Genomic DNA, 16309 nt, shown 5'->3' with positions numbered 1-16309 from the left:
ATGATACATGGGAAAATTATTTTTTGATGTATTTCCGACATTAAAAGTAAATAAAGAATATGAGAATCTTTTCAGAGAAGTGGAAGTGATGAAAGTCACGACCACTTCTCTGAGAGATTTTATACGGGTACATATATGCAGCACCCATCTGATTGCAAAGCGGTCTGTCTGCAAGATGGAAGAGATGATCCGGGAACAATTATTCGGACATACACAGATTCAGGTTGAGGTGGTAGAGACCTATCAGCTTTCGGAGCTTTATACACCGGAAAATCTTCTGCGGGAGTATCGGGATAGTATTTTATATGAATTTCAGCGACAGAGTATGTTAGAGTACAATATGTTTCAAAATGCAGTGTGTACATTTGAGGACACGCAGACTCTTTGCATTGAGATGACAGATTCCATTGTGGCAGAAGGGAAAAAAGATGCGATTGTAGGAACCATTGACCGGATTTTTAACGAGCGGTGTCAGGTTCCGACGAAGATTAAAGTATTGTATCGGGAGCCGCAAGAAAGTAAGAATAAGAAACACGGAGAAATTCGGATTCAGCAGGAAGTAGATGCAATTCTGGAGCAGAATGCAAGCCTTCATGAGGAAAAGATCGCTCAGAAGAAGGAAAAGACAGAAGGAGTAAAGAAGAAGGAAAGTGCTCCGAAACAGGAGAAAGCACCTGCAGAACCGAAGAAAAAGGAATTTCCAAAGAGGGAATTTCAGAAAAAGGAATTTTACCGCTCTCCGAAGCGGTCTGACAATCCGGATGTACTATATGGAAGGGATTTTGAGGACGAGGCAATTCCGCTTTCCGATGTGGTCGGAGAGATGGGAGAGATTACGATCCGCGGAAAGATTTTGAAGCTGGAGACGAGAGAGATTCGAAATGAGAAGACGATCGTCATGTTTGCAATCACAGATTTCACGGATACGATCATGGTAAAGATGTTCACGAGAAATGAACAGCTTCCTGAGATTCTCGCAGGAATCAAAAAAGGCGCTTTTTTGAAGATCAAAGGAGTGACGACGATTGATAAGTTTGATGGAGAGCTGACGATCGGTTCCGTTGTGGGTATCCGTAAGATCAGTGACTTTACGACAACGAGGAAGGATACCAGCCCAGAGAAGCGTGTGGAGCTTCACTGCCACACGAAAATGAGTGATATGGACGGAGTATCTGAGGCGCAGGCGCTTGTGGCGAGGGCACATGACTGGGGACATCAGGCGATCGCCATTACGGACCATGGCGTAGTGCAGGCCTTCCCGGATGCCAATCATTATGTGGAACGACTTGACAAGGAGGATCCATTTAAGATCATATATGGGGTGGAAGCATATCTTGTAGACGACTTGACAGAGATCGCTGTCAACGAACAGGGACAGACACTGGATGACACGTTTGTTGTATTTGATATTGAGACAACCGGATTCAGCGCGGCGGAAGACCGGATCATAGAGATCGGGGCGGTTAAAATCACGGACGGGGCGATCGTGGATCGATTCAGTACGTTTGTCAATCCAGAGGTCCCAATCCCGTTTGAGATTCAGCAGCTCACGCACATTACAGATGACATGGTACTGGAGGCTCCAAAGATTGAGGAGGCACTTCCGGCATTTCTTGATTTTGTCGGTGAGTCTGCGCTTGTGGCGCACAATGCAGGATTTGATGTGGGATTTATTGAGCAGAACTGTGTCAGACTTGGAAGAAGCCGGACATTTACCTCGGTGGACACTGTGGGACTTGCCCGTGTACTGCTTCCAACCTTGTCCAAATATAAGTTGAATATTGTGGCGAAGGCATTAAACATTTCCCTGGAAAATCATCACCGTGCTGTGGACGATGCGGCAGCGACGGCGGAAATCTATGTGAAATTTATTGAGATGTTAAAGGAACGAGGGATGACGACTTTAAAAGAAGTCAATGCATTTGGGGATATGAACCCGGATGCGATCAAGAAAATGCCGACTTACCATGCGATCATTCTTGCAAAGAATGAAGTGGGAAGAGTGAATCTGTATACACTTGTTTCCCTCTCGCACTTAAAATATTTTGCGAGACGTCCGCGAATTCCAAAAAGCGAATTCAACAAGTACCGGGAAGGGTTGATCCTTGGAAGTGCCTGCGAGGCGGGCGAATTATATCGGGCGCTTTTGGATGGGAAATCGGAAGAGACAATCGCAAAGATCGTAGATTATTACGATTATCTGGAAATCCAGCCGATCGGCAACAACGCATTTATGATCGCCAGTGAGAAGCAGAGAAATATTAAGAGTGAGGAAGATCTAAAGAACATGAACAGGAGGATCGTACAGCTTGGAGAGAAATTTCAAAAGCCAGTTGTCGCAACCTGTGATGTGCATTTTATGGATCCGGACAGTGAGGTTTATCGAAGGATCATTATGACCGGAAAAGGATTTTCTGATGCGGACAGCCAGCCGCCGCTGTATCTTCGGACAACGGAGGAGATGCTGGAAGAATTTTCTTATCTCGGATCTAAGAAGGCGGAGGAAGTCGTGATCACGAATACAAATAAGATCGCCGATTCCATCGAGCGGATTTCCCCGGTGAGGCCCGATAAGTGTCCTCCGGTCATTGAAGATTCGGACCAGACACTGAGGAATATCTGTTATGATAAGGCGCATAGTATGTACGGGGAAGAACTTCCTGAGATCGTTGTAGAACGTCTTGAGAGGGAATTGAACTCCATTATTTCCAATGGATTTGCCGTGATGTACATTATTGCGCAGAAGCTGGTGTGGAAATCAAACGAGGATGGATATCTTGTTGGCTCCAGAGGTTCTGTCGGTTCTTCTTTCGTGGCGACGATGGCGGGAATTACCGAGGTAAACCCGCTCAGCCCGCATTATTACTGTACCAACTGTCATTACAGTGATTTTGAGTCGGAGGAAGTGCGTGCATTTGCCGGAGGATGTGGATGGGATATGCCGGATAAAGTATGCCCGAACTGTGGACAACCGCTTGTCAAAGATGGATTTGATATTCCGTTTGAGACGTTCCTTGGATTTAAGGGAAATAAAGAGCCCGATATCGACTTGAATTTCTCGGGAGATTATCAGAGTAATGCACATAAGTATACCGAGGTCATCTTCGGCGAAGGGCAGACGTACCGCGCCGGGACGATCGGAACGTTGGCGGAGAAAACGGCGTTCGGATTTGTAAAAAATTATTATGAGGAGCATGGAAGCAGAAAGCGGAAGTGTGAGATTGAGCGGATCGTGGAAGGGTGTACCGGGATCCGGCGGAGCACCGGGCAGCATCCGGGAGGAATCATCGTACTGCCTCACGGGGAGAATATCAATTCCTTCACACCGGTGCAGCATCCGGCAAATGATATGACGACAGACATTATCACGACACATTTTGACTATCATTCGATCGACCATAACTTGCTGAAGCTTGATATTCTCGGGCACGATGATCCGACGATGATCAAGATGCTGGAGGAACTTGTGGAGCAGCTGACCGGAAAGCCGTTTAAGGCGACAGAGATTCCTTTGGATGACCCGGGAGTGATGCAGCTTTTTGCGGATACAGGGTCTCTTGGGATCAAGCCTTCGGATATCGGAGGATGTCCGGTGGGATGTCTTGGAATCCCGGAGTTTGGGACTGATTTCGTTATCCAGATGGTTGTGGATACAAAGCCAAAGACGTTGTCTGACCTAATCCGTATCTCTGGTTTGTCACATGGTACGGATGTATGGCTGAATAATGCACAGACGTTGATCCAGGAGGGAAAAGCGACGATTTCTACAGCTATCTGTACTCGTGATGACATTATGACGTATCTGATCAATACCGGAATGGAAAGTGAGCTGTCCTTTACGATCATGGAGAGTGTCCGTAAGGGAAAAGGGCTGAAGCCGGAATGGGAAGATGCGATGAAGGCGGCGGGCGTTCCCGACTGGTATATCTGGTCATGTAAGAAGATCAAATATATGTTCCCGAAAGCCCATGCAGCGGCCTATGTCATGATGGCATACCGGATTGCCTACTGCAAAGTCAATTATCCGCTGGCATATTATGCGGCATATTTTAGTATCCGTGCATCTGCATTTTCCTATGAATTGATGTGTCAGGGCAAGGAAAAACTGGAGTTTTATCTCCGGGACTACAAGAACCGTTCGGATTCTCTGAGTAAAAAGGATCAGGATACACTCAAAGATATGCGGATCGTGCAGGAGATGTATGCGAGAGGGTATGAATTTCTTCCGCTTGACATTTATCGGGCGAAGGCGACAAAATTTCAGATCATTGACGGCAAATTGATGCCGCCGCTCTCCAGCATCGAAGGAATGGGCGATAAGGCGGCGGAAGCAGTGGAGATGGCAGCAGAAGATGGACCATATCTTTCGAGAGACGATTTTAGACAGCGGACGAAGGTTAGTAAAACTGTCATTGACTTTATGGCGGATCTTGGGATGTTTGGCGATTTGCCGGAAACGAATCAGCTGTCACTGTTTGATCTGTAAAAGATTAAACAAATAGGGACTTTCCCTTTTAGGGGAAGTGTGCTATGATAAGAAATATCGGTAAGCGGTTTTTTTCGCCGCTTACCATTTCAAGTAGAATTTCAAAAGAGAAAATGAATCATGAAAACATTCTTGTTTTCCCGGCTGGATGATCTTTCCCGCCGTTATTCCAAACAGCAGAACAAAAGAAAAAGTAAAAAGAAAGAGAAAAGGGAGAGTTGTATGATGAAACAAGTGGAAAAGAAAACATGGAACAAGAGCGTATTTTTTACTTATTTTGCGCCGAAGGCCAGATTGGAAGAATTGCTTGTGCTGGAAGAAGGCGGCGAGGATAGGAGTGAGAAAAGCATTGAAGATTCTATGCCGGATGGTGTTGTAAAAGCAGCACATTTTTCTTATAATGATAGCGAAAAAGAAAGGTTACAGACGGAAGCGTGGGAGACGCTCTGTAAAGTATGAATGATCCATACAGAAAGGCAGAAGATATGACAGACTATCAGAAGGTATTAAAGGGACAGAGGGAATATTTTCAGACACAGGTGACAAAGGATGTTTCTTTTCGGCTGATTCAATTGAGAAAGCTGTATCAGTGGATAGAAGCGCATGAGGAGGCAATAGAGAAGGCGCTGTGGGAAGATTTGAACAAGGCGCCTTTTGAAGCCTATGCGACAGAAATAGGAATTGTGAAAGAAGAAATCCGATATGCAATGAAGCATTTGCGTGGGTGGGCTGCGACAAAGCAAGTTCCGACACCTATTACACAATTTCCATCAAAATCGCGGATTTATGCAGAACCATATGGGGTTGTGCTGATCATGTCTCCGTGGAATTATCCGTTTCAACTGACTATTGCACCGCTTGTTGCAGCAATTGGCGCGGGAAACTGTGCAGTATTAAAGCCATCCGCCTATTCCCCAAATGTCTCCAGGCTGATGCGGGAGATGACGGAGGAACTTTTTGTACCGGGATATGTCTGCTGCATAGAAGGTGGAAGACAAGAGAATGAGAGTTTGTTGAACGAAAGATTTGACTATATCTTTTTTACAGGAAGCATGGAAGTTGGAAAGTATGTGATGAAGAAAGCAGCAGAGCATCTGACTCCGGTCAGTCTGGAACTTGGCGGAAAAAGTCCGTGTATTGTTGATGAGACAGCCAATCTGAAACTGGCAGCAAAAAGGATTGTGTGGGGAAAATTTCTGAATGCAGGTCAGACTTGTGTGGCACCGGATTATGTGCTTGTACACAAAAGTGTGAGAAAAAAGTTGCTCACTTATCTGAAGAGGATGACTGAGAAGTTGTATGGAATGCAGCCATGTAAAAACAGAGAGTATCCGAAGATCATCAATGAAAAACATTTTGATCGACTCTGTGGATATATTGATCAGCGGCATACTGTTGTTGGAGGAGAATGGGCTAGAAAGTCAGGAAAGATTGAGCCAACAATTCTGACACGGGTATCCTGGGACAGTCCAGTGATGCAGGAAGAAATTTTCGGTCCGATTCTTCCGGTACTTGTGTATGAAGATTTGGATGAAGCAATCGCACAGATCAACAGTCGGCCAAAACCTTTGGCATTGTATCTCTTTACAAGAAGCCGCAGGACAGAAAAAAAGGTACTCGGACAGATTTCCTATGGCGGGGGATGTGTCAATGATACAGTTGTCCATTTGGCTACTTCGCATATGCCATTTGGAGGTGTTGGGGAAAGTGGAATGGGATCCTACCATGGAAAAGCAGGGTTTGATACATTTACCCATAGAAAGAGCATTTTGAAAAAGGCCCTGTGGCTAGATCTTCCGGTTCGATATCCACCGTATAAAGGACATTTAAAATTGTTAAAGAAGCTGATGTAAAGTAGTTTTGATCAACTTTAGCAAAGAACTCAAAAAGAAAAGAGCTGGCGGCAGAGGGAACTTCCCAAATCTGCCATCAGCTCTATTTTAATCACGTAATACAAGTACTGCTTTTTAATTATGAAATATCGAAATTAATATATATAAATAAAAGGCACAGTAAAGATTCTGATTAAAGTTTTACGACATTGATTGCCTGAGGTCCTTTAGCGCCTTCTGTCACTTCGAATTCCACTGCCTGACCTTCTTCCAGAGTCTTGAATCCTTCCATGTTCAGACCAGAGTAATGTACGAATACATCGTTTCCAGCTTCGTCAGAAATGAATCCATACCCTTTTTGGTTGCTAAACCATTTTACAGTACCTTTGTTCATTGTGTTACCTCCATAAAAAATAAATCTGTTGTCCAGATGTGCTGAACACTTCTTGAGGATAGCATAATGATGGTAGAATGTCAACAAAATATATAAAAAAACAAGAAAAGAACATCACAAAAATAGCAAAATATATAAATAAAAAGATAGGAGGAGGCAGTGCAGGCAGGTAAAAGTGCAGGAAGGAGGTCAGTCGTGAGAAAGGGAGTTCACAAGGAAACAGATGCATGCTATAATAGGATGGAAGTGAGTTAAAACTAACTGCGAAACATATTCGCAGTATGTAAAATAGAATGAGACAGAAAGGATGGAACAACATGGCGAAAATTTATACAACGATGACAGAGTTAATTGGAAGAACTCCCTTGTTGGAGGTGAAAAAGATAGAAGAAAATCTGGGATTGCAGGCAAGGATACTGGTGAAGCTGGAATATTTTAATCCGGCAGGAAGCGTGAAGGATCGAGCAGCACTCGCAATGATTCTGGATGCAGAAGAACGAGGGATTTTAAAAGAAGGAGCTGTCATCATTGAGCCGACAAGTGGAAATACAGGAATTGGATTGGCAGCGATTGCGGCTGCAAGAGGGTATCGTGCGGTCTTTACAATGCCGGAGACGATGAGTGTTGAACGGAGAAAACTTCTGAAGGGTTACGGGGCAGAAATTGTGCTGACAGAAGGAAAAAAAGGAATGAAAGGTGCGATAGAAAAAGCAGCAGAACTGGAGAGGGAAATAGAAGGAGCAGTTGTGCTTGGGCAGTTTGTCAATCCAGCCAATGCAGACGCACATTACCGTATGACAGGTCCGGAAATCTGGGAAGATACGGAAGGAAACGTAGATGCGTTTGTTGCGGGAGTAGGGACAGGTGGAACTATTACCGGAACAGGAAAATATTTGAAAGAAAAGAGCCAAACGATCGAGGTAGTAGCTGTGGAGCCTCGCACATCAGCGGTATTGTCAGGCGAGCAGGCTGGTGTACATGGAATTCAGGGGATTGGTGCGGGGTTCGTGCCGGAGATTCTTGACACAGAAATCTATGACAGGATTGTGACTGTGGAAACTAAAGAGGCATATGAGGCGGCAAAACTTCTTGCAAAAGAAGAGGGGATTCTTGTTGGTATTTCTTCTGGAGCAGCTCTGTGTGCGGCAATCCGAATCGCAAAAGAGGAAGCATATGAAGGGAAGACAATCGTAGTCTTACTTCCGGATACCGGGGAGAGATATTTATCCACACCGCTGTTTGAATAGGAAAAAGGAAAGATAATTAGAAAAAGTGAATAAAATATATTGAATTTACAAAACTATTTTTGTATAATTATGACATAAAAATATCTTGCGGGGAGAGGAGGTTGTAGAAGCTAATGAAAAAACTGGAATATGTAATTCAAAAGGAAGCGGGACTTCATATGAAGGAGGCGGTCGAGTTTGTAGACATGACAGAAGAGTTTCGTTCCGAGATTGAAGTGGAGAAGAAAGAAGTGCGGATGGTGAGTGGGAAAAGTCTATTGGGGATCATCAGTCTGATTGCACGCAAGGGAGACAGACTCTACGTTACTGTCCAAGGCGAAGATGAAGAGGAAGCGGCAGAAGCAATCCAAAAGTTTTTTATAGAGAAGCTTTAGTGTGATCTGTCATAAAAACAAATTTGAGAAGAGAGATGGAAAGAGAATTTTTGAGAAAAAAGAACGAAGCCAAAAGGAATCGTCCTAAAAAGTGAGAAGAAAAAACTGACTTTTTAAGACAGTCCTGAGGGGCTTCGTTCTTTTTGTATGTTCGGAAATACTGCCTTTCCGAAATCAATCTTTTTTCTTACGGTCTTTCTCGAGAGGGTTTTTCACTAGCCAGAGAACGACAATGATTCCAGTGATATATAAAATATTGACGAGCACAGTTGGGTTATCTCTCAGAAGAAAGACTACAGTGACAACAGCAGCGAGTGACAAGAGCAGCTGAAGGATTGTAAACAGCCGCTTTTCACGCGATTCTTTCCGCGACTGAAGCAGATGAAGTTTTTCATGTTCCATCTCAAGATAGCGCATCAGATCTGCATCGTTTATCCGGGCGAGAATCTGTTCTTCCAGCGAAGGAGCAGATTTTCTTGCTGTTTTGGAGAAGAAGGAGCGTCGCTCGTGTCTGGTATCGCTCTGAAGGGGTTCTTCTTCATAGGAAGAATCTGATGCTACAGTGTTTGATTGTTTGGAAGCACCAGAAGAGACTGGTTCAGAGGCAATCGCCTTGTTTTCGGAAGAGGTGTTACCTGTCCCGGAAAGGTCTGCATAATTGTTTGTTTCAGACGTTTTTTCTGTTTCGGAAGAGACATCTGAAAATGGAAGGATGTCGGCTTCCTTTGAACTGGTGGAAGGGACTGGTTCACAGATATCAAAGTCCGTCCCACAAAAAAGTGCACTGGAAACGGCTGGATCCTGTTCCGCAGTTTGTTTTACTTCGTGTATTTTATCGGCATCTCCTGCCGCTTTAGATTTTTTGGACATAGAGGTTCCTCCTTTATCGTGTGATGCGCGCATCAGTTTGTTATGTGCCTATTATACTATTTATTTTTGTCAGAAACAATCTTTTTTACAATTGCTTAGAAAATGATCTTTTAGTAAAAATGTCTAAAACGAAAACAGGAAATTTGGTGAAGTTTTTTGAATGATTTTGATTGACTATGATTGAAAATGATTGTAATATGGAATCAACAAAAAGGAAAGAGAGGTAGCGAGATGCTGGCAGAAGAACGGTTTCATGAAATTATCAGGCTGGTCAATGAGAGAAAGACGATGACGGTCCAGGAGTTGACAGAGTTACTAGATTCTTCCGAATCGACGATCCGCAGAGATCTGACAGAATTACATAAACGACACCAGCTTGTAAAAGTACATGGGGGTGCGACGGCGCTTCAGATGGGGTATACGACGAAAGATGAGGCGGTATCCGTTCGAAAAGACATGAATATGGAAGAAAAGCAAAGGATTGCAAAGTATGCCGCAGAACGGATTAAAAAGAATGATTTTGTATATGTGGATGCGGGGACAACGACAGGATGTTTGATCGACTGGATTTGCGAGCAAGGAGCTGTTTTTGTGACAAATGGAATTGTGCATGCCCGCACACTCGCAGAGAAAGGATATAAGGTGTTCCTGCTAGGTGGAGAATTAAAGGCAGCGACAGAGGCTGTTGTTGGCGGTGAAACGATGGAGAGTTTGAAACGCTACCATTTTACAAAGGGATTTTTTGGAACGAACGGAATTCATGAGGAGGCTGGTTTTACGACACCGGACATTCATGAAGCTTTTGTAAAGGAACAAGCAATGAAGCAATGTAGAGAGTGTTATGTGCTGGCAGACAGTACAAAGATTGGAAAGATTTCCGCGGTGCGGTTTGGAACATTTCATGAAGCGACAGTGCTTACAACAGATTTGCAGGATGCCAGATGGAAAAAGTATAAAAACATTGTGGAGGTGAAATAGATGATCTATACAGTAACCTTTAATCCTTCGTTAGATTATGTCGTCCAGATAGAAAATCTGACACTGGGGGAAGTCAATCGGACGTCTTGTGAGGCGATATATCCCGGCGGCAAAGGAAACAATGTGTCTGTAGTATTGGCAAATCTTGGTATGAAAAGCAGGGCGCTTGGATTTATAGCAGGATTTACCGGAGATGCACTGGAGAAGATGTTGACCGATTTTGGATGTACGACAGATTTTATCAGACTGAAAGAGGGAATGACGAGGATCAATGTAAAAATTAATGCAAGTGAAGAGAGTGAGATTAACGGACAGGGGCCGGAAATTACAGCGGAGGCAATCCGGGAATTGTTTGAAAAGCTGGAGCAGATTCAGGAAGGAGATATTCTTGTACTTGCAGGAAGCATCCCCAATACACTTCCGGAAGATATTTATGAGAGAATTATGGAGCGGCTTGCAGGAAGAAAAATCCACATCGTAGTAGATGCTACAAAAGATCTGCTTTTGAATGTGCTGAAGTATCACCCATTTTTGATCAAGCCAAACAATCATGAACTAGAAGAATTGTTTGGAGTGACACTGAAACAGGAGGAAGACATCATTGTCTATGCGAGAAAGCTGCAGGAAATGGGGGCAGTCAATGTGCTGATATCGATGGCAGGAGATGGGGCACTTCTTTTGACGGAAGACGGAAAGGTTTACAGAAAGATGCCGCCGAAAGGGAATGTAGTTAATTCTGTCGGAGCAGGAGATTCCATGGTTGCGGGATTTCTGACAGGTTACCTTAATACAAATAATTATGAGAAAGCGCTTCAGCTTGGAATTGCGGCGGGAAGTGCAAGTGCATTTTTATCCTGGCTTGCGGGAAAAGACGAGATTGTAAAGCTTTTGCAGCAACCACCGGAGGAATACGGATTGTAGGAGGAAAGATATGAAGATTACAGATTTATTAAAGAGATGTAGCATTGATCTTGATGGACAAGTGACTTCCAAAGAAGAGACAATTGACCATATGGTTTCACTGATGGTAGAATCCGGAAATATTTCAGATGAAGAAATCTACAAATCCTGTGTAAAGAAGCGGGAAGAAGAAGGAACAACAGGAATCGGGGAAGGAATTGCGATTCCGCATGCGAAAACACCGGTAGTAAAGGAAGCAGGACTTGCTGCAATGGTTGTAAAAAACGGTGTGGATTATGATTCGCTGGACGGACTTCCTGTGAATCTGATTTTTTTGATCGCAGCTCCAGATACGAAGGATAATATTCATTTGGAAGTACTTGGAAGACTGTCCATGCTTCTTATGGATGAAGCTTTTCGGGAGAATCTGATTCATGCAGAATCGGTGGAACAGTTCCTCGCATACGTAGATGAGGCGGAGAAAGAAAAATTTGGGGAGGAAGATGCTTCGGAAGAAACAAATGCGAAAGAAGAGCAGGAGAAGGAAAAGCATCAGTCGTCAGAGGGACGTTACCAGATTCTTGCAGTGACAGCCTGTCCTACTGGAATTGCTCATACTTATATGGCGGCAGAAAGTCTTGAGCGGACAGCAAAGGAACTTGGATATACCATTAAGGTAGAGACAAATGGTTCTGGTGGAGATAAAAATGTACTGACACCAGAGGAAATTGCATCATGTGACTGTATTATCGTAGCAGCGGACAAAGATGTCAGAATGGCAAGATTTGATGGAAAGCCAGTCATCGTGACAAAAGTTGCAAATGGAATCCACAGGGCAAAAGAGCTGATTGAGGAGGCGGAAAGTGGAACAATTTCTGTGTATCACAGCGACCGGAAAGAAGAAGTGGAAGCATTTGGTGGAGAGAAAGAGTCATTCGGAAGAAAGATTTATAAGAACTTAATGAACGGAGTTTCCCATATGTTGCCGTTTGTAATCGGCGGAGGAATTTTAATCGCTTTGGCATTTCTGTTTGACGGTGCGAATGCAGGAACGGATATTTTTGGAACCGGAAATACATTTTCCAGATTTTTAAAGACAGTCGGAGACACCGCGTTTGGGATGATGTTCCCGATTCTTGCGGGATACATTGCAATGAGCATTGCGGATCGTCCGGCTTTGATGCCGGGGATTGTCGGAGGATTGCTTGCAAAAGCGGGAACATCAGTATTTCTTCCGGAAGACCAGTGGATTTCGTCTGGATTTTTCGGGGCATTGATCGCGGGATTTGTGGCAGGATATTTGATGTTGCTTTTGAAAAAGGTATTTGAGCGTCTGCCGCATGCGCTGGAGGGAACTAAGCCGGTGCTGTTGTATCCATTTTTTGGAATTCTTCTTATGGGAGCAATCATGGTGTTTATCGTAAATCCACCTGTGGGAGCGTTTAATACCTGGCTGAATGATATGCTTGCAGGTATGGGAGAAGGAAGCAGACTTCTGTTAGGAGCGGTGCTTGGAGGAATGATGGCAGTTGATTTTGGAGGACCGTTTAACAAGGCAGCATATGTATTTGGAACAGCATCGATTGCAAGTGGACAGTATGAGATTATGGCATCGGTCATGATCGGAGGGATGGTACCGCCGATTGCAATCGCGCTGGCGACAACATTTTTTAAAAACCGCTTTACGAAGAGCGAACAACAGACGACGATCACAAATTATATTATGGGACTCTCTTTTATTACAGAAGGAGCAATTCCGTTTGCAGCATCAGACCCACTCCGCATCATTCCACCGTGTATGCTGGGTTCTGCGGTTTCAGGGGCACTTTCCATGTTTTTTGAATGTGGATCAAGAGCGCCGCACGGAGGGATCTTTGTAGTAGGAATCATGGATCATGCACCGATGTTTTTGATCGCGTTGGCATTAGGTTCTGTTATTGCGATGGCAGGTATTGTGATCCTGAAAAAACCGCTTCCGAAAAAAAGGTAGAGCGGATGAAAATAAAGAGAAAAAGAAAGAAAAGAGGAAAAGAAAATGAAAGAATTTAAGTACACAATCACAGATAGCCAGGGAATTCATGCCAGACCGGCGGGTCTTCTTGTCAAAGAGGCGGCAAAATTTGCATCGGATATCAAAATTGAGAAAGCAGGAAAAGCAGCAGATGCGAAGCGTATTTTCGGTGTGATGGGGCTTGCGGCAAAGCAGGGAGAAGAAGTTGTAATTCGGGTAGAAGGAGCCGATGAAGCTGAGGCAGCAGCGGCAATGGAAACATTTTTTAAAGAAAATTTATAAAAAGTATTTAGAAAAACAAAGATTGTAGGAGCGATTCACAGGAAAAGGGATTGCTCCTTTTTTTATTTTCATGTAATCTATAGTAAGATAGAAAAAGCAAAAATGGACGCAAAAATCAGACGAAGAGCTTTTAAGCATTGAATTGTAAATATAGAAGGTGAGGAGGAAAAATATATGATGGATTCCAAAGAAGCAAAGCAAAGAATGGTTGAAGGGAGACTGTATCTTCCTTTCCAGGAATGATTTTTAGAAAAAGTTCATTGTAAAAAAATTTGGTTTTTTATATAATAGAAGAAAATCAGAGCGCAAAAAGAGAAAGGCTGCGATAGAGTTATGGATAACAGAGATTTTTCGAATATAGGTGAGCAGGTCAGCAAGATGGTCGACGATGCGATGCGGTCGATGAACTTCAGTAAGTTGAATCAGGATATCGGAAGGACAGTGAACCAGGCACTGGAGGAAGCACGACGGCAGTTTGGGGGATACAGAGATACGGATTTCCTTCCGCATGTAGATCCTCATAGCAAATACGACCGTGCAGACCAGTCCAAGTGGCAACAGAATATGGGAGGTCAGAAGCGTACTTATGAAAGAACAACCCAGTCAGAAAGCGCAGACCGAACTTATGGAAGCACAGCACGGTCAGGAAGCGCAGAGCAGGCATATGGGAGAAAGAAGTATGCAGGTGGTGCTGGTCAAAGTCAGCCGGCAGCGACGTATGAGAAGAGGGTTCAGCCAGTTGGGAAAGTATCTGGGATTTTGCTGATCGTGTTTGGCTCGTTGGGACTTGGTTTGGGAGGCTTGTTGGAGCTGATTTTGCTGATTTCTTCTCTGTTTACCGGGCACCTGCATCTGCTAGGTATTTCCTTAATTGTTCAGCTTCCGATTTTTATTTTGTCGCTGATACTTTTATGGAAAGGGCTTTCCAACAGAAAAGGATATAAAAAAGTGCTTCGCTGTGTGGAAATATTAAATGGACGAGCGTTCTGTCAGATTGAGGAACTGGCGGCGAAGATGAATCTTTCGGAGAAAGAGATGTTGAGGGAGTTAAAGAAGATGATCCGACGGGGAGCATTTCCTCAAGGGCATATTGATGAGCAGGGGACTTGTCTGATGTTGGATGATAAGTCGTATCAACAGTATTTACAGGCACAGCAGTCGTGGAAACAGCGAGAAGAAGAGCAGAAGGCGGCAAAACAGAGACAGGCAGAGCAGAAGAAAGAGCAGCGGAGAGAGGAGAAAAAGGAAGCCCAGGAGATTTCTCCGGAAATTCAGGAGATGGTTCAGGAAGGTGGACGATATATTACGTCACTTCGAGAGGCAAATGATGCAATTCCGGGAGAGGTGATTTCGGCGAAATTAGATAAATTGGAACTGATCATCAGTAAGATTTTTGAGTCCGTGATCCGTCATCCGGAGCAGGCGGGAGAGATGAAAAAATTTATGGAATATTATTTGCCGACAACATTGAAGCTGGTCAATACTTATCGGGAGTTTGACGGACTTCCGGTCAAAGGTGAGAATGTTACAACAGCAATGACAGAGATTGAGCGCACGATGGATACGATCATTGTCGCATTTGAGAAGCTTTTGGATGACTTGTTTCAGGATACGGCATTTGATGTGTCAGCAGATATCTCTGTGCTGGAAGCAATGTTTGCGAGGGAAGGCTACAAAGAGAGTGATTTTTAGAAGTGTGTCAGAAAATGGCAGATGAGGATAGGAGGAATCAAGATGGCACAGGATTTAGATGAGATGATGCAGAAAGCGCCGACATTGACGTTGGACCCATTCGGAGAAGAGAAGGCGGCGGTGGCAGAGAAGGAACCGGAGCCACTTGTGAAAGAAGAGGAAGTGAATCTCTCTCCGGAAGAGAGACGCATGGTGGAAGAATTTGCGGCGAAGATTGATCTGCACAGTTCCAATATGATTTTACAGTACGGTGCAGGGGCGCAGAAGAAGATGGCGGATTTTTCAGAGACGGCGCTGGAGAATGTGCGCACAAAAGACCTCGGAGAAGTAGGGGAAATGCTGGCAAGTGTCGTATCGGAGTTGAGAACTCTAGAGGAAGAAGAGGAAGATAAGGGCTTTTTTAGCTTCTTTAAGAAAAGTGGGAATAAGCTGGCAAATATGAAAGCAAAGTATGAGAAGGCGGAAGGAAATGTCGAGCGAATCTGTGATGCACTTGAGAGCCATCAGATTCAGTTATTGAAAGATATTGCAATGCTTGACAAAATGTATGAATTAAATGTCACTTATTTTAAAGAATTGTCGATGTATATTGCTGCAGGAAAACGAAAGCTGGAAGAAGTGCGCACTACAGAGATGGCACAGCTTGAAGCAAAGGCAAAGGGAAGCGGATTGCCGGAAGATGCACAGGCGGTAAGTGATCTTTCGTCTCTTTGTAATCGGTTTGAGAAGAAGATCCATGATTTAGAACTGACAAGGGCGGTTTCGCTTCAGATGGCTCCGCAAATTCGTCTTGTGCAGAGCAATGATACATTAATGTCAGAGAAGATTCAGTCGACGATCGTCAATACGATTCCGCTTTGGAAGAGTCAGATGGTACTGGCAATCGGTGTGGAAAATTCTGCGAAGGCCGCGAAAGCACAGCGGGAAGTGACCGACATGACAAATGCCCTGCTCCGCAAAAACGCAGAGACATTGAAAATGGCAACGATTGAGACCGCAAAAGAGACGGAGCGAGGCATTGTGGATATGGAAACACTGAAGGCGACAAATGAGTCGTTGATCGCTACGCTGGATGAAGTGATGAAAATCCAGACAGAGGGAAAGGAAAAACGTCGTGCAGCAGAGGTGGAGTTAAATCGTATGGAAGGGGAACTAAAGCAGAAGCTTTTGGAGATTCATTAGTACAGAGAAAAAAGAACAGCGATGTTTTAGAAAATGCAGGAGAGGCTGCGGAGGTGAGAGA

General features: G+C 44.1%; 13 protein-coding genes. 11 read left to right on the top strand and 2 right to left on the bottom strand.

What is annotated here, in order from left to right; translation table 11 throughout:
• Window positions 1-7: 7 nt before the first annotated feature.
• From ACGG81_RS09955 to ACGG81_RS09945, 3 genes are all read left to right on the top strand, one after another.
• Complete coding sequence (locus tag ACGG81_RS09955) at window positions 8-4486, top strand: PolC-type DNA polymerase III (RefSeq protein ID WP_390108118.1); 4479 nt, start codon at window positions 8-10, stop codon at window positions 4484-4486.
• Window positions 4487-4708: 222 nt separating this feature from the next.
• Window positions 4709-4945 carry a hypothetical protein gene (locus ACGG81_RS09950; RefSeq protein WP_009262374.1) on the top strand — a complete coding sequence of 79 codons (237 nt, stop codon included), beginning with the start codon at window positions 4709-4711 and terminating at the stop codon, window positions 4943-4945.
• On the top strand, window positions 4942-6339 hold the full coding sequence (locus ACGG81_RS09945; protein ID WP_117576588.1) for an aldehyde dehydrogenase: 1398 nt from the start codon (window positions 4942-4944) through the stop codon (window positions 6337-6339). The genes ACGG81_RS09950 and ACGG81_RS09945 overlap by 4 nt, the downstream gene beginning before the upstream one ends.
• Before the next feature lie 172 nt (window positions 6340-6511).
• Here ACGG81_RS09945 and ACGG81_RS09940 read toward each other — a convergent pair whose 3' ends face one another.
• Entirely contained in the window at window positions 6512-6712 is a 201-nt protein-coding gene (locus tag ACGG81_RS09940; RefSeq protein WP_008974930.1) for a cold-shock protein, read from the bottom strand.
• Window positions 6713-7029: 317 nt separating this feature from the next.
• Between ACGG81_RS09940 and cysK the strand changes: the two genes are divergently transcribed.
• Window positions 7030-7959: a cysteine synthase A gene (gene cysK / locus ACGG81_RS09935; RefSeq protein ID WP_117576587.1), complete on the top strand. Its 930-nt coding sequence runs from the start codon at window positions 7030-7032 to the stop codon at window positions 7957-7959.
• A gap of 113 nt (window positions 7960-8072) precedes the next feature.
• Window positions 8073-8333 carry an HPr family phosphocarrier protein gene (locus tag ACGG81_RS09930; RefSeq protein ID WP_117576586.1) on the top strand — a complete coding sequence of 87 codons (261 nt, stop codon included), beginning with the start codon at window positions 8073-8075 and terminating at the stop codon, window positions 8331-8333.
• 174 nt (window positions 8334-8507) lie between these two features.
• On the opposite strand, the gene ACGG81_RS09925 is transcribed toward ACGG81_RS09930, so the two are convergent.
• Entirely contained in the window at window positions 8508-9203 is a 696-nt protein-coding gene (locus tag ACGG81_RS09925; protein WP_119987797.1) for a hypothetical protein, read from the bottom strand.
• 231 nt (window positions 9204-9434) lie between these two features.
• On the opposite strand from ACGG81_RS09925, the gene ACGG81_RS09920 reads away from it, so the two are divergent.
• The 6 genes from ACGG81_RS09920 (at window position 9435) to ACGG81_RS09895 (ending at window position 16248) form a co-directional block, all read left to right on the top strand.
• A complete protein-coding gene (locus ACGG81_RS09920) occupies window positions 9435-10181 on the top strand; it encodes a DeoR/GlpR family DNA-binding transcription regulator (protein WP_117501124.1) in 747 nt (248 codons plus the stop codon).
• Window positions 10182-11102, top strand: coding sequence for a 1-phosphofructokinase (gene pfkB / locus ACGG81_RS09915; protein WP_009262368.1), 921 nt, complete (start codon window positions 10182-10184; stop codon window positions 11100-11102).
• Window positions 11103-11112: 10 nt separating this feature from the next.
• Window positions 11113-13071: a fructose-specific PTS transporter subunit EIIC gene (locus ACGG81_RS09910; RefSeq protein WP_119987800.1), complete on the top strand. Its 1959-nt coding sequence runs from the start codon at window positions 11113-11115 to the stop codon at window positions 13069-13071.
• 45 nt (window positions 13072-13116) lie between these two features.
• Window positions 13117-13374, top strand: coding sequence for an HPr family phosphocarrier protein (locus ACGG81_RS09905; RefSeq protein WP_009262366.1), 258 nt, complete (start codon window positions 13117-13119; stop codon window positions 13372-13374).
• 333 nt (window positions 13375-13707) lie between these two features.
• Window positions 13708-15066, top strand: a complete 1359-nt coding sequence (locus tag ACGG81_RS09900) for a 5-bromo-4-chloroindolyl phosphate hydrolysis family protein (protein WP_270601224.1) — start codon at window positions 13708-13710, stop codon at window positions 15064-15066.
• Window positions 15067-15108: 42 nt separating this feature from the next.
• The gene (locus tag ACGG81_RS09895; RefSeq protein ID WP_116441298.1) at window positions 15109-16248 is read left to right on the top strand and encodes a toxic anion resistance protein; all 1140 of its coding nucleotides are present in this window, start codon (window positions 15109-15111) and stop codon (window positions 16246-16248) included.
• Window positions 16249-16309: the final 61 nt, after the last annotated feature.

The organism is Faecalimonas umbilicata, from assembly GCF_042846195.1.
Classification (GTDB): domain Bacteria; phylum Bacillota; class Clostridia; order Lachnospirales; family Lachnospiraceae; genus Faecalimonas; species Faecalimonas umbilicata.
The sequence above is the reverse complement of the archived record's forward strand: the minus strand, read 5'-3'. Positions and strand labels throughout refer to the sequence as shown.

Coding starts and splice junctions, on each gene's coding strand:
- ACGG81_RS09910 (WP_119987800.1), top strand. CDS start 11,113: ATGAAGATTACAGATTTATTAAAGAGATGTAGCATTGATCTTGATGGA.
- ACGG81_RS09900 (WP_270601224.1), top strand. CDS start 13,708: ATGGATAACAGAGATTTTTCGAATATAGGTGAGCAGGTCAGCAAGATG.
- ACGG81_RS09950 (WP_009262374.1), top strand. CDS start 4,709: ATGATGAAACAAGTGGAAAAGAAAACATGGAACAAGAGCGTATTTTTT.
- ACGG81_RS09895 (WP_116441298.1), top strand. CDS start 15,109: ATGGCACAGGATTTAGATGAGATGATGCAGAAAGCGCCGACATTGACG.
- pfkB (WP_009262368.1), top strand. CDS start 10,182: ATGATCTATACAGTAACCTTTAATCCTTCGTTAGATTATGTCGTCCAG.
- ACGG81_RS09940 (WP_008974930.1), bottom strand. CDS start 6,712: ATGAACAAAGGTACTGTAAAATGGTTTAGCAACCAAAAAGGGTATGGA.
- ACGG81_RS09920 (WP_117501124.1), top strand. CDS start 9,435: ATGCTGGCAGAAGAACGGTTTCATGAAATTATCAGGCTGGTCAATGAG.
- cysK (WP_117576587.1), top strand. CDS start 7,030: ATGGCGAAAATTTATACAACGATGACAGAGTTAATTGGAAGAACTCCC.
- ACGG81_RS09925 (WP_119987797.1), bottom strand. CDS start 9,203: ATGTCCAAAAAATCTAAAGCGGCAGGAGATGCCGATAAAATACACGAA.
- ACGG81_RS09930 (WP_117576586.1), top strand. CDS start 8,073: ATGAAAAAACTGGAATATGTAATTCAAAAGGAAGCGGGACTTCATATG.
- ACGG81_RS09955 (WP_390108118.1), top strand. CDS start 8: ATGGGAAAATTATTTTTTGATGTATTTCCGACATTAAAAGTAAATAAA.
- ACGG81_RS09905 (WP_009262366.1), top strand. CDS start 13,117: ATGAAAGAATTTAAGTACACAATCACAGATAGCCAGGGAATTCATGCC.
- ACGG81_RS09945 (WP_117576588.1), top strand. CDS start 4,942: ATGAATGATCCATACAGAAAGGCAGAAGATATGACAGACTATCAGAAG.